The sequence below is a fragment of the Thiorhodospira sibirica ATCC 700588 genome (assembly GCF_000227725.2).
Taxonomy (GTDB): Bacteria; Pseudomonadota; Gammaproteobacteria; order Ectothiorhodospirales; family Ectothiorhodospiraceae; genus Thiorhodospira; species Thiorhodospira sibirica.
Genome location: NZ_MU255056.1, coordinates 2,088,178 through 2,100,845 on the forward strand (window position 1 = coordinate 2,088,178; position 12,668 = coordinate 2,100,845).

The window sequence follows — 12,668 nt, forward strand, 5'->3', positions numbered from 1 at the left end:
AAAAATCCATCTCATGGCCTCTGGAGGCGAGCTTTTAAGCCTTGGGCTTGGTGCGACTGCGCGCCAAACTTACGCAGGCCGGGCAAAAAGATGTAAAATTTCAGCGATCCCTCAAGAAATTAGGTTTTAGGAACCATGCCTGTTGAACATATTGATGCGCTGATTCATGCCAATCTCTCACCGTTAGTGGAAATCAGTGAGCCGAAGCGGCGCAGACTGCTTGAGGTGGCCGCGCATGTAGACGCCTTGGTCCCCGGTGATAAGCTTGATGCCAGTGATTGGAAGGAGTGGTTTTTATATCTGATCGAAGGACGGGTGGCCTTGGTGTCTCGCGGTGTGGCTGAAAATATCAAAAGCGCCGAGCCGCGTGCCTTGACGCCGCTGTTTGGCGAACGTCTGGCGGGCGAGTTTGTGGTGGCGGAAAGCCCGTGCAAGGTGCTTAAAGTGGATCGCCGGGCCTGCAATGCCTTGTTAAATCAGGAGCGCACCGCAGGCTTTAAGGTGCAGGATGTGGAGGCAAATATTGAGGAAACCAGTGTCTTTGAAGAGGTGCTTAAGGCGGCCCGTGCCAAGCGCCTGGATCTGCCTTCCATGCCGGAGGTGGCGGTGCGTATCCAGCAGATGACCCAGGATGACGAGGTGGGTATCCGCGAGCTGGTGCAGGTGATTCAGATGGATCCGGCGATTGCCGGGGCCTTGATTCATGCCACTAACAGCCCGCTGTATCGCGGCACCAAGAAGATTGACAATATTCGCGATGCGGTTTTGCGCATCGGTTTGAACACCACCCGCAAGCTGGCCAGTAATATCGCCCTGCGCCACTGCTTTAAGACCAGTTCTGCGACCGTGCGTGAACGGATGCATACGCTCTGGACGCAAAGCATCAATGTCTCGTCGATTTGTTTTGTGTTGGCCCGCCGCATCCCCGGTTTTGAACCGGAGCGCGCCCTGCTGGCCGGGCTGATTCATCAGATTGGGGTGATTCCGATTCTTAACTACATTGCCAAACATCAGGCGAATCTGGAAGCCGCCGTGCTGGAAAAAACCATCAACAAGTTGCACCTCATGACCGGGGTGATGGTGGCCAATTATTGGGGGCTGGATGCTGAATTGGTCGCGGTGGTGGAACAAAGCCACGATTGGCAGCGCGATAAAGACACCCCGCCGGATTACTGTGATCTGGTCATCATAGCGCGCCTGCTCAACCTGCAGGAGAGTGAACACGCCACCCCATTGCCACGTCCTGATGAAATACCTGCCTTCCAGAAATTTAACTTGGGTATGATGGACGAAAACTGTAACTTGCGGCTGCTCAAAGAAGCCGAGCATGAACTTAATGCCATTAAACAGGTGCTTAATGTCTGATCAACGTCTCCAAGGATTGCTTGAAACACTGTCGCCGGTGGAAGAACTGACTCCGGAAAACCGCGAACGCCTTGCACAAAAAGCCCAGTATCTTCCGCTAAAAGCCGGGGAAAAACTTAATGCGGCACAGGAACATCGCTGGCTGTTGTATCTGATTGAGGGGACGCTGGGGGTCTTGTCCAATGGCAAAACCGAGACTTTCCAGGCCGGCTCAGCCCGCGCCCGCCAGCCGATTTTTTCAGATACCCAGCTTAAAGATCAGGCCGTTGCCGGGTCCAGCGGGCGCTTGTTGCGTCTGGATCGTAATCTCTACGACACCTTAAAACAGCATCAGAACAAGGCCGGCTATGAACTTGAAGATGTCGAGCTCAGTGACACGGAAAATGAGATTTTTTTGCAGATTTATCAGGCCTGCCTGAGCAAAACGCTTACACTTCCCGTGCTGCCTGAAGTGGCGGTGAAGGTGCAGGGGACCGTCAATGACCCGAATGTAGATGTCACCCAGCTGGCGCGTATCGTGCAAATGGATCTGGGCATTACTGCCGGTCTTTTGCAGGCGGCCAACAGCGCTTTGTACGCCGGGAGCCAATCGGTGGCGCATGTGCGCGATGCGATTGTGCGCCTGGGCCTCGATGCCACGCGCAAGCTGGTATTAAGCATTGCCCTTAAGCAGGTCTTTCAGAGCCAATCGCCGGTGTTGCGCGACTATATGCATGAACTCTGGGAGCGCAGCGTACATGTCTCGGCACTGAGTTATGCCATTGCTAGCTACAGCAAACGCCCCGGCATAGACCCGGAACATGCCATGCTGGCCGGGCTTTTGTGTGATATCGGCGAGGTCCCGGTGCTCAATTACCTGCAACAGCAGGGTCTCAACCCAAGTCATAGCGAGATCGTCAAGATCACCACTAAATTGCATGATATGGTGGGCGAGATGGTGGTCAACTCCTGGGGCATGGGGCCGGATATCAGTCAGGTGGCGCGCGAATCACGCGACTGGCAACGTAAGACCACGCAGAACAAACCGGATTATTGCGATGTTGTGATTGTTGCCAGGCTCTACCGTGAGTTGCAAAAATTCGGTGAAACCGGCCTGCCGCGCTACGATCAGGTACCCGCCTTCACCCGGCTGGGCCTGCCCCCGCCCTTGCCCGAGACACCGCTGGAGTGCAAGGCAGTGACTGACTCACTCGCTGAAATCAACGCCATTCTGACGCTTTTCCAGGCCAAGTAACGCGATTCCCGCCGCTTTGATCAGACTCTGGCCACTGTTGTGTCTGCGACACTGACCCGGAACGACGCTGATGCACGGTGAGATTGACGCGCAGACGGCGCCGCTTCATGCCTACTCGGTGTCTGCGCAACGCTACGATGCCTTGTATGCGTCCACCGCTCAGCTACGCCCGCCGTGGCAACATCTGCTGGCCGCCCTGCATGAACTGGGGCCAGAGCAGCTGTGTGAACGCCAGCGCACCACCCGCCGCCTGCTGCGCGAAAGCGGGGTCACTTATCATGTCTATTCCGACCCGCAAGGTAATGAACGCCCCTGGCCGCTGGATCTGATTCCACTGCTGATTGACAGCAGCGAGTGGGCCGAGATTGAGGCCGGACTGATTCAGCGCGCCGAGCTGTTTAATCTGATTTTGCAGGATCTGTATGGCCCGCGCAGTCTCCTGCGTCTGGGGTTGTTACCGCCGGAGGTCGTACTGGGGCATCCGGGATTTTTGCGCCCCTGTGATGGGACCTTTAACAGCCCGCATGCGCTGACGCTGTATGCCGCCGATCTGGTGCGCACCGCCGATGGCCAGATCTGGATCAATGCCGATCATACCCAGGCGCCCTCTGGGGCCGGTTATGCCCTGGAAAATCGCGTGATTTTATCGCGGGTATTGCCCAGCTTGTATCGTGATTCCCAGGTCCATCGCCTGGCCTTTTTCTTTCAAAGCCTGCGCACGACATTAAGCCGCCTGGCCCGCCCTATGCAGCGTGAGCCACGGGTGGTGTTACTCTCTCCCGGTCCCTGGAATGAGGCCTGGTTTGAACACGGCTATCTCGCCAATTATCTGGGCTATACCTTGGTGCAAGGGGAGGATTTGCTGGTCTCTGATGCACGGGTATGGCTGAAAACCCTGCAGGGGCTGGAACCGGTGGATGTGATCTTGCGACGCGTGGATGACAGCTACTGCGATCCTCTCGAACTGCGCCCGGATTCCCGTCTGGGCGTGGCCGGTCTGGTGCAGGCGGTGCGTGAAGGGAATGTGGCCATTGCCAATCCGCTGGGCAGTGGCATTCTGGAATCCCCGGCACTGCTGGCCTTCCTGCCCCGCCTGGCGCGCCACTTTCTTGGTCATGAGCTGCGTCTGCCCAGTGTGGCTACTTGGTGGTGCGGGGAGAAAACCGCCTGTCACTATGTCCTGAGTCATTTGCGCGAGCTGGTGGTGTATGCCCTGGAACGCTACGACGCCGCCCTGCACGCGATTTATCCGGCCAAGCTGAATCAGGCAAATTACCGGCAGCTCATCGCCCGGATTAAACACAACCCCGCAGGCTTTGCCGCCCAAGAAATCCTCCCTCTGGCGGCCCTGCCTACCCTGAATGAGGCCGGACACCTGGAGCCGCGTCAGGGCCTGTTGCGGGCCTTTTTATGTGCGCGGGAGGACGACTATGTGGTGATGCCCGGCGGTCTGACCCGTGTGGCCGGACAGCCCGACAGCGCGCAGGTCTCCAATCAGCAGGGCGGCATCAGCAAAGACACCTGGGTCCTGGCCTCTGAGCCGGAAAAACAGCACAGCCCGCAAAGCCCCCGGCATAGCCCCGCAAGCGCAGGACACTACACCCCGCTGCCGGGCCGGGTGGCAGAAAATCTCTTCTGGCTGGGACGTTATGCCGAGCGCGGCGAAGCCACGCCGAGGTTGTTGCGGGTGATTTTCAAGCGTCGCCGCCTGGCCCTGGAAAGCGCCACCACCTACGATCAGGGAGCCTTGGAATGTCTGCTGCAGGCGCTGACCCATGTGACCACCACCTATCCCGGCTTCATTCCCCCGGATAATGCCAGTTTTAGCGCCCCGGAGGCGGAGCTGGCCGACCTGGTATTCAATGTCCAGCGCCCCGGCACGGTCAGTTTTACCCTGAACGCCTTGATTCGCTCGGCTTACGCGCTGCGTGATCGCATCTCCAGCGATAGCTGGCGGGTGCTGGCAGACCTGCGCGAGCAGCTAAAAAGCCTGGAGCAGACCCACACCCAAGACTTAGAACAGCTGCGCGCCAGCCTTGATCAACTATTAACCCGACTGCTGGCCCTAGCCGGCCTGGCACAGGAAAATACCCCGCACACCCTGGAATGGGCCTTTCTCGATGCTGGGCGGCGACTGGAGCGCGGCTGGCTGTTGTGCGCCCTGCTGCGCGCCACCTTGATCAATCTGCGCAGCACCGAAACCATCACAGAAGCAACCAGCTTGGCCGATTCAGACCCCACCGAAATGCTTTTGCTGGAGGCGATTCTGGAATATACCGACAGCCTGTCGGCCTATCGCACCACCCATCAGAAAACCACCCCCGAGGTGTGCCGCGTGCTGGATCTGATCCTGCTGGATGAACGCAACCCGCGTTCCTTGCTGTTTCAGCTGGAACGCCTGGAGCAGCACGCCAAAACCATGCCGCATCATCACCCCGGCCCACGCCTTACCGCTGTGGAACACCCGCTAATTGAGGCCCGCACCGCACTGCGCCTGGCCGACATTGCCAAACTGGCCTGTGCCGATCGCGAATTGGCACAACGCCACGCACTTGATCAACTCCTCGCCTATCAGCAAGATCGCCTGACGCAAGCGGCCTTAGCCCTCTTTGAAACCTACTTCGCGTTTGGCCACAGCCAGCATCGTCTGGCCTGAACCGCAATGGCCATATTGCCAAATATCGCCATTGCTATTCAGCCTGATGCGGGCTGTGCGTGGCGGGATCGGTCGCACACTGGGTCAGGCCGGTTTGCACCGCCAGGCGAAACAGATCCATCTCCGTGCGACAGTCCAGCTTCTCCAGCAGACGCTGCTTATAGGTGCTGATGGTCTTCTGGCTCAGATTGAGCCGCCGGGAGATGACGCTGGCCTTATGCCCTTCTACCAGCATCACCAGCACCTGACGCTCCCGCGCCGAAAGCTCGCACAGCACCGCGCTGCTTTGCATGGGGAGGGCACGGCGTAGCGCCAGCCGGGCGGCAATCGGCGGGCTGAGATAGCGCTCCCCCTGCATGGCCATGTGAATCGCCTGGACAAGCTCTTCGAGATCACAGCCCTTGGACAAATAGCCGCTGGCACCGCTGTCAAGCAACCAGTTTGGATACGGGCCATCCTCAAGCACCGTCAACATAATCACCTTAACCCCCGGCAGGACCTTAAGGGCCCGGCGCGTGGCCTCCATCCCCCCCATACCCGGCATATTGATATCCATAATCACCACATCAGGGCGCAGCTGCGGAAGCTTTTTCAAGGCTTCTTCGCCAGTAGCGGCGCTCCCCACCACGCGAATGCCGGTATCCTTAGCATGTTCCTCCAGTAAACGCTGCAACATAAGCCGAATCATACTGTGATCATCGACCAGTAAAACATCAATCCGTTGCCATTCGTTTTCCCAAAGAGGTGTGATTGTCATGCCAAAATACTCGTGTCTTTGAGGTGCGCATAGGAAAAGCATCCTAACCCTACCAAGCGCGAGATTAAGAAAGCAGGCCGATCTTTCCTGCTTCGCTATGGGCGAACCCAATCTTTATAGGGATACTTGACCAGGCTGACATTATAATAACGCGGGTCATGCGAAACTTCCTCACCCACCCACGGCGGCAGCGCAATGGTCTCATCGACGCACGCCAGCTCAATCTCAGCCACAATCAGGCCCGCATTGTCCCCGGCAAATACATCAATCTCCCAACGCTTTTCTTGATAATCAACATAATAGCGCGTTTTTTCAATCAAGGGCTGCTCGCACAGGCAATCAAGCAGGGTATGCGCATCCTCAAGCGGCAGCGGATAATCATATTCCTGGCGCTCAATCCCCAGGGTTGCACTTTTGATATTCAGACGCGCCTCCTGATCCGACACACGGATGCGCACAGAACTGCGCTGATTGCCACACAGATAGCCCTGGCGATACACCACATGCGCCACCACGGCATCCCGCCACTGCTCGGATACCACCAAAAATTTACGCTCTATTTCCTGTCCCACAGCCACAACCACCCTTGCTTTTTCAAAAATGAAGGGCAGCGATTGTAGCACAGGCCCTGTTACAGACGGCCTGCAGGCTGCTGTTTGTAGATCAGGCGACCAGGAGCAAGGAGCAGGTCAAAAATTTGACGCCTCAGCGGGCAGCTTGCTGGCCTAGTTCAGCCCATATTTTCGGTATAATCCTTGCAAGTTTTGTGATAATCCGCTGCCTTTACAACCATTATTGCCAATAACCAAACTGCGCTCCTCGGCGAGCGCCGGGTTCTGATTACCATGGATACCTCGGAGCATACGCAACACCGACAATCCCCGCTGATTGTGCGTGATCAGCAGCTGATCACCGCATGTGCGCTGGACATCATTCGTACCGTGGAACAACAACGCGGCCAGCCGCTACAGCCGCGTGATCGCATGGCACTCAAACTGCTGACGCCTAAAAATTCCGCCCTGCTGGTCAAAAATCAACACCGCCATCTGGGCTGCAAACAGGTCAGCTTTGAGATTCTCACCGATGATATCGGCCTGGGCGCGTATCGCTTAACCCCTAAAGGGGTGCATGTGCTCAATCAGGAGAGCGGCTGGTGGAGTGACCAGTACGGCATCGGTCGCTTTTTGTGGAATCTGTATCTCAAGGAAGACCCCGATCAAGGGATGCAGCGGGTGCTAGAGCAGCTGTTCAAGATGGAAACGGCGGGCTTTCTGGGCAATATGAAAACCCAAATTCACGTCAAACCCAAAGAACACACCATACGCGGCGATCTGCGCCCGGATCTGAATCTGTATATCCGCCGCCATGAAGGCACAGTGGAAACCACCCTGCGCCGTTTGCACAAAGCCAAAGCTTTGTTCAAAGCCAAAGAACTGGGACTGGAAAGCCATGGCCCCGGCGGGCGTTTGGTGCTGCTCTTTGGCAAAAACAAACGCTACGCCATCAGTTTTGCCGTAGAGCGGCTTTGAACCAGGTTTTGTCTGGATTTTTAAGTCCGGCACAGCGCCGACGGCGGGAGTTGTGAGAAAGTGCCTGAGAGAAAGGCCATTGGCTAAGATTATCTCAGGCACGGATACGCGATGTTTCCGGCATAGCGCCGCTGCGTAGGGATGTGACGGTTAATGCACCCGACGTACATCAATCAGGCGCTGGTGCCAATAGGGATTGAGGAGCATGTCCTCGCGCACGGTGCTGCCGGGGCGGGGGCTGTGGATGAAGCTGCCATCCCCGGTGGCAATGCCCACATGCAAGCTGGGGCGGTTACGCTGGATGATATTGAAAAATACCAGATCGCCCGCCTGAGGTTGTTTATCTGCAACAGCCTGTCCTTCATTGATCAGATCCTGGGTGGTTCGCGGGAGTGCCAGCCCATATTGCCCGTATACCCAGTTCACCAGCCCCGAACAATCAAAGCCCTCGGCGGGGTGTTGTCCACCCCAGGCGTAGGGCGTGCCAAGTTGTGCCCGGGCGGCTTCAACCAGTGCCTCACTGACGCTGGGGATAGTGAATGCTGGCGGCGGCATCGCGGTTTTTTCCGGACGCGGCGGCGTTGAAGTACAGGCGCTTATCAATAAAAGCGGCACCAAAAGCCAAGCAAGTCGTTTCAGCGGTAATCGTTCCGTTGTATGCATGATAGTTTATAACTTGAATGGGTGAGTGGGAGGAGGCGGCATGACGGTACTGCCATAAAGCAGGGCCAGGCCGATGAATAAAATCAACAGGCCACCCGCCAACGCGGCGAAATGACCCAGCAGTGGCCAGCGTGAATGCTCGCCACCGACCAAACGGCTCGCCAGATGGCGCGCCTTGACCGCAATCACGGCCAGCAGCGAGACCGTGATTGCGGTACCCAGGGACATGGCCAGTACGGCCATGACCCCGGCAAGCCATAAATTCAATAGATGCGCAACCGCCAGCACCACCAGCGCTCCGGTACACGGACGCATACCAACCGCCAGCACCACCAGTAGCATGGTTTTGCGATCGGCTTTATCCAGGGTGCGCGGATCAATATGATGTGCATTGCCACAGCCGCAGTGTGCGCTATGCGTAGGTGTGGGAGTGGCTTGCTGGGGGGCTGCCTGGATGGGGATAACCCGCGCAGATGCGGGTGCAGGTGGGGGCGTGCTGGGTGTCGGTTTTGGTCGGCGCAGATGGGCCCACAGAGGCTTGCCGCCGCGCCACACCAGCCAAAGCCCCAGCAGGCTGACCAGGATAAAACTAAAGCGCTCAACTGTATCGGCTTGCGCCAAGGCATCACGGGTCAGCCAACCAAACAGTTTGACCAGGACGAAGACCAGCACAATCGCGCTGACTCCCTGGACGATGGCCGACAGAAAAGACAGCCAGACCCCGCGCCGGAGCTGCTGATGGTGGGTGAGCAGGTAGGTGGTGATTACCGCCTTGCCATGCCCAGGGCCTGCGGCGTGAAAAATGCCGTAAAAAAAGCTGATTAAAATCAGCGTAGTGATGGTGGCAAGCTCGGGCGCCTCGCGCACCGCCTGCATGGCGGTGGAGAGTTCGCGGTGTAACTCGCGCTGCTTGGCCAATACCCATTGGGTGGCCTGTTCCCACACGCTCAGATCATCAGCCTGTGGTGCATATCCGGTAGGGCTATCGTTGGCCCCCGTCATCAAGGGAATAAAGAGGAGTGCAATCGCCACGAGCACGCACAGCCGCTTTATCCATGTACGCATTATTCGCATCGCAGCTCCACGAATTCGGCAAAATGCTTGCCCAGATCGGGGTCGCTGATTTCGTTGATATCAAGTGCCGCAGCCCGCGCCACCAAAGCAGGGGAGGGGTTGGGCGGCTTGATCTGTAGCTGACAATGCAAGCGTGCACTGTCCCAGGAGACGGCATCGGTATCCGCTTCATGCAGGATTTCGATGTAATAGGTGGGGTCATAGATTTGATAATGCAGCGGTGCCTGCGCTGTAGGGGTCACAGGTTGTGCCAGCAACAGATCAAAGCCCAGCTGCAAGCGCGAACGCTCAATGTTCAAACGATGATTGTCAATACCACGAACGGCCAGCGGTTTGCCATTGAGCGCCATCTCGGTGAAATAGGCGTAGTCCTTGAGATTGCGGATCATCCGCCCGCCGATGTCATTGAGTTTTTCCTGCAAGGTATCGCCGTGCGCATCCTCGCGCATTTCTTCGAGCAAAATCATGCTATACAGCGGATCGAGCAGCCAATACTGACGCAAACCGGTGACCTGTCCCTGGGCATCACTGAGCACCCGCACCTGCAGATCAATCCAGGCATGAGGATGGGCCCTGGCAGGATGGAGCATAAGCAGCCAGCACAGCAGACCCAGTAACATCCACAGGCGCCCGGCTTTGGCCTTCGCAAAGCGCCGCTGCGCTGCGTGCCCCTTATCTAGCCTGCCTGCACGCCTCATAGTTCGTTTTGGATACGCTTATAGCGGCGCGCCAGATCAATATTGGTCTGGGCGACATCTTCAGAGAAATTGGCGGCATCGGGAGTAATGCGATCAATCAGTTCAAGATCTGCATTGGATTGAATATGGGTTGCCGAGGGCACATAAAAATGTGCCGGGATGGTGCATCCCTCGACCACAGAATTATGGCGAATCATCGCCCCTTCGCCCACCGTGCAATTAAACAGCACGGTATTAAAGCCAATAAACACGCGGTTTCCCACCTGACACGGGCCATGCACAATGGAACGATGCGCAATCGAACTCTGACAGCCGATCTCTACCCGCGCCCCGGATTTGGAATGAATCACCACGCCATCCTGGATATTGGAATTATCCCCGATAATAATCGGCTCCATCCCGCCTTCCGGATTTAACTCATCGGCGCGGATCACCGCATACGGGCCGATAAACACATTCTCGCCGACAATCACTTTGCCGCACAAAATTGCGGTCGGATCGACAAAGGCCGACTCCGCGACGACCGGCAAATCGCCGCTTGGATTTTTACGGATCATGAATTCCCCTTACGCTTGAGTGGCAACCGTTGGCTATCGCGTGTCTGCGCGCCACTCGAAAAATTAAATGATGTTATTTCTAGCTTTTACATTAAAGTTATTGTATTTGCAAGTTTTAAGTGCTTAAGCCTAGCGGCGCACTGGCACCATTCCGGTCGGCAAAAAAGCGGCGTGCCGCCAGGCAATCGTGCCCGATTTGCTGTTGCAGGACGCTTTGGTTCTCAAAATGGCGCTCCGGGCGAAGCCGCGCCAGCAGCTCCACATGCACCTGCCGCCCATACAGATCTCCTGAAAAATCCAGCAGGTGAACCTCCAGGCGACTTTGCAGACCATCCACCGTCGGACGATTACCGAGATTGGCAACCCCCGGCAGCGGGTACGCCGCGACACCGTGTACCTCAACCGCATAAACCCCTTGCGCCGCAAGCTTTTGTGGCCCCAGACGCAGATTCAGCGTCGGAAAACCGAGCAAACGCCCACGCTTGTCACCATGAATCACCCGCCCACTGAGGCGATAAGGACGCCCCAACAAACGCTGCGCCATGTGCATATCGCCTTGCAACAAAGCCTCGCGCAGGCGGGTACTGCTGGCGCGGCTACCCGCCACATCAAAATGGGGCATCGCCTGGGTCCCAAAACCATAGCGTTGCCCCGCCTCGCTTAAGGTCTGCAGATTGCCCTGGCGATGCCGTCCAAAATGAAAATCATCGCCCACCACCAGATAGCGCACCCCCAGCGCCTCGACCAACAGCGTCTCGATGAAATCCAGCGCCTGCATCTGGGCCAGCCTTTGGTTGAAAGGCAGGCACAGTAAACGATCCACCGCCCACTGCTGCAGCGTTAGCACCTTGTCACGAAAACGGCTTAAGCGTACCGGCGCCTGCGCACCCAGAAAAAACTCCCGAGGCAGCGGCTCAAAAGAAATCACCAGCACCGGCAGATCCAGCGCCTGCCCGTGTCGTTTGAGCAGATCCAGCACCGCCCGATGCCCTAGATGCAGGCCATCAAAATTGCCAATGCTCGCCACACAGCCACGATGGCGAGGACGTATATTATGCGCGCCGCGAATCAGTTCCATGGGAATCAGCCAGCCAAAATGACGCCATTGTAACCGGATTATCCGACAGGCGTTAAGACCCGCAAATCAGGGTGCTATATTTCGCTGCATGCCACGGTGCAAACGGACGTGGCGTATAAATTCAGGCGTGTAGTCCATGGTCCTTGGCGGAAAGTGCGGGAATGCTTGTATCCTTGTACCGCAATCAGGTATCTTGCAGCCAAAAGACTGATGCCCGCGTTCGCTGTCCACTTTAGGTGACCGTCACGCTCTTATGAATAATAGTCCGAATGTTGTAGACCTGAAGGTTCTCAAGCAAGCCTGCAAGAATTGCGGTTTGTCTGATCTGTGCTTGCCGCTTGGCGTAAGCGCCGAGGAGCTTGAAGCGCTGGAGCGCATCATTGACCGTAAACGCCCCCTGCAGCGCAATGAGCACCTGTATGTGGCGGGGGATCGCATGACCTCGCTGTATGCCGTGCGTTCCGGTTCGGTGAAGACGTATACCGTCACCAATGATGGACAGGAGCAGATCACCGGCTTTCATCTGCCGGGGGAATTGCTGGGCCTGGATGCCATCAATGGGGGGCTGCATCCGTGTTCGGCCAAGGCGCTGGAAACCACGAGCATTTGCGAGATGCCCTTTGAGGCCCTGGAAGAGGTGTCGCAGCGCATTCCCGCCTTGCAGCATCAATTGTTTCGGATCATGAGTCGCGAGATTCAAGCCGATGAGCATTTCATGATGCTGTTGGGGAAAAAATCCTCCGATGCCCGTCTGGCCTTTTTCCTGTTGAGCCTGTCAACCCGCCTGGGGGCGCGGGGCTTTTCTCACAAGGAGTTTTATCTCACCATGTCGCGCAACGATATTGCCAACTATCTGGGGCTTGCGGTGGAAACTGTCAGCCGCTTGTTTACCCGCTTTCAGAACGCGGGCATTGTGCATGTGCGACGCAAATTGGTCACCATTGAACGGCTTGAGCCTTTACGCCAGATTGCCGGGGTGCATCGCATCCAGGAACGCTGTCAACCTGAGAACCAGGATCTTCCGCCGCTGCAGCCACCCTTGATCTGATACCCTGAT

Annotated in this window: 12 protein-coding genes; 5 read left to right on the forward strand and 7 right to left on the reverse strand. The window is 57.0% G+C overall.

Translation table 11 applies throughout. The features are described from left to right. Nucleotides 1–135 precede the first annotated feature (135 nt). From THISIDRAFT_RS09780 to THISIDRAFT_RS09790, 3 genes are all read left to right on the forward strand, one after another. Entirely contained in the window at nt 136–1,365 is a 1,230-nt protein-coding gene (locus tag THISIDRAFT_RS09780; protein WP_006787845.1) for an HDOD domain-containing protein, read from the forward strand. Beyond that, the gene (locus THISIDRAFT_RS09785) at nt 1,358–2,599 is read left to right on the forward strand and encodes an HDOD domain-containing protein (RefSeq protein WP_006787846.1); all 1,242 of its coding nucleotides are present in this window, start codon (nt 1,358–1,360) and stop codon (nt 2,597–2,599) included. Before THISIDRAFT_RS09780 ends, THISIDRAFT_RS09785 begins: the two co-directional genes overlap by 8 nt. Nucleotides 2,600–2,669: 70 nt before the next feature. After that, on the forward strand, nt 2,670–5,255 hold the full coding sequence (locus THISIDRAFT_RS09790; protein ID WP_006787847.1) for a circularly permuted type 2 ATP-grasp protein: 2,586 nt from the start codon (nt 2,670–2,672) through the stop codon (nt 5,253–5,255). Between the two features lie 34 nt (nt 5,256–5,289). Here THISIDRAFT_RS09790 and THISIDRAFT_RS09795 read toward each other — a convergent pair whose 3' ends face one another. Both THISIDRAFT_RS09795 and THISIDRAFT_RS09800 read right to left on the reverse strand, forming a co-directional pair. Continuing rightward, a complete protein-coding gene (locus tag THISIDRAFT_RS09795; RefSeq protein ID WP_006787848.1) occupies nt 5,290–6,012 on the reverse strand; it encodes a response regulator in 723 nt (240 codons plus the stop codon). A gap of 95 nt (nt 6,013–6,107) precedes the next feature. Next, nucleotides 6,108–6,584 (reverse strand): CYTH domain-containing protein, encoded by a 477-nt coding sequence (locus THISIDRAFT_RS09800; protein WP_040852611.1) that lies wholly within the window; start codon nt 6,582–6,584, stop codon nt 6,108–6,110. Between the two features lie 273 nt (nt 6,585–6,857). On the opposite strand from THISIDRAFT_RS09800, the gene THISIDRAFT_RS09805 reads away from it, so the two are divergent. Then, nucleotides 6,858–7,541 (forward strand): hypothetical protein, encoded by a 684-nt coding sequence (locus tag THISIDRAFT_RS09805; protein ID WP_006787850.1) that lies wholly within the window; start codon nt 6,858–6,860, stop codon nt 7,539–7,541. Between the two features lie 150 nt (nt 7,542–7,691). On the opposite strand, the gene THISIDRAFT_RS09810 is transcribed toward THISIDRAFT_RS09805, so the two are convergent. The 5 genes from THISIDRAFT_RS09810 to ribF form a co-directional block, all read right to left on the reverse strand. Beyond that, on the reverse strand, nt 7,692–8,204 hold the full coding sequence (locus tag THISIDRAFT_RS09810; protein ID WP_006787851.1) for a C40 family peptidase: 513 nt from the start codon (nt 8,202–8,204) through the stop codon (nt 7,692–7,694). A 6-nt stretch (nt 8,205–8,210) separates the two neighbouring features. Beyond that, entirely contained in the window at nt 8,211–9,269 is a 1,059-nt protein-coding gene (locus THISIDRAFT_RS09815) for a nickel/cobalt transporter (RefSeq protein WP_040852598.1), read from the reverse strand. Beyond that, entirely contained in the window at nt 9,269–9,898 is a 630-nt protein-coding gene (locus tag THISIDRAFT_RS09820; protein WP_159098526.1) for a DUF1007 family protein, read from the reverse strand. The genes THISIDRAFT_RS09815 and THISIDRAFT_RS09820 overlap by 1 nt, the downstream gene beginning before the upstream one ends. Nucleotides 9,899–9,972: 74 nt before the next feature. Next, complete coding sequence (locus THISIDRAFT_RS09825) at nt 9,973–10,533, reverse strand: LbetaH domain-containing protein (RefSeq protein WP_006787854.1); 561 nt, start codon at nt 10,531–10,533, stop codon at nt 9,973–9,975. A 115-nt stretch (nt 10,534–10,648) separates the two neighbouring features. Next, nucleotides 10,649–11,611 carry a bifunctional riboflavin kinase/FAD synthetase gene (ribF, locus tag THISIDRAFT_RS09830; protein ID WP_006787855.1) on the reverse strand — a complete coding sequence of 321 codons (963 nt, stop codon included), beginning with the start codon at nt 11,609–11,611 and terminating at the stop codon, nt 10,649–10,651. A 253-nt stretch (nt 11,612–11,864) separates the two neighbouring features. On the opposite strand from ribF, the gene fnr reads away from it, so the two are divergent. After that, on the forward strand, nt 11,865–12,659 hold the full coding sequence (gene fnr, locus THISIDRAFT_RS09835) for a fumarate/nitrate reduction transcriptional regulator Fnr (protein ID WP_006787856.1): 795 nt from the start codon (nt 11,865–11,867) through the stop codon (nt 12,657–12,659). The last annotated feature ends 9 nt before the right edge of the window (nt 12,660–12,668 follow it).

Coding starts and splice junctions, on each gene's coding strand:
- THISIDRAFT_RS09785 (WP_006787846.1), top strand. CDS start 1,358: ATGTCTGATCAACGTCTCCAAGGATTGCTTGAAACACTGTCGCCGGTG.
- ribF (WP_006787855.1), bottom strand. CDS start 11,611: ATGGAACTGATTCGCGGCGCGCATAATATACGTCCTCGCCATCGTGGC.
- THISIDRAFT_RS09805 (WP_006787850.1), top strand. CDS start 6,858: ATGGATACCTCGGAGCATACGCAACACCGACAATCCCCGCTGATTGTG.
- THISIDRAFT_RS09795 (WP_006787848.1), bottom strand. CDS start 6,012: ATGACAATCACACCTCTTTGGGAAAACGAATGGCAACGGATTGATGTT.
- THISIDRAFT_RS09820 (WP_159098526.1), bottom strand. CDS start 9,898: ATGTTACTGGGTCTGCTGTGCTGGCTGCTTATGCTCCATCCTGCCAGG.
- THISIDRAFT_RS09790 (WP_006787847.1), top strand. CDS start 2,670: ATGCACGGTGAGATTGACGCGCAGACGGCGCCGCTTCATGCCTACTCG.
- THISIDRAFT_RS09825 (WP_006787854.1), bottom strand. CDS start 10,533: ATGATCCGTAAAAATCCAAGCGGCGATTTGCCGGTCGTCGCGGAGTCG.
- fnr (WP_006787856.1), top strand. CDS start 11,865: ATGAATAATAGTCCGAATGTTGTAGACCTGAAGGTTCTCAAGCAAGCC.
- THISIDRAFT_RS09815 (WP_040852598.1), bottom strand. CDS start 9,269: ATGCGTACATGGATAAAGCGGCTGTGCGTGCTCGTGGCGATTGCACTC.
- THISIDRAFT_RS09780 (WP_006787845.1), top strand. CDS start 136: ATGCCTGTTGAACATATTGATGCGCTGATTCATGCCAATCTCTCACCG.
- THISIDRAFT_RS09810 (WP_006787851.1), bottom strand. CDS start 8,204: ATGCATACAACGGAACGATTACCGCTGAAACGACTTGCTTGGCTTTTG.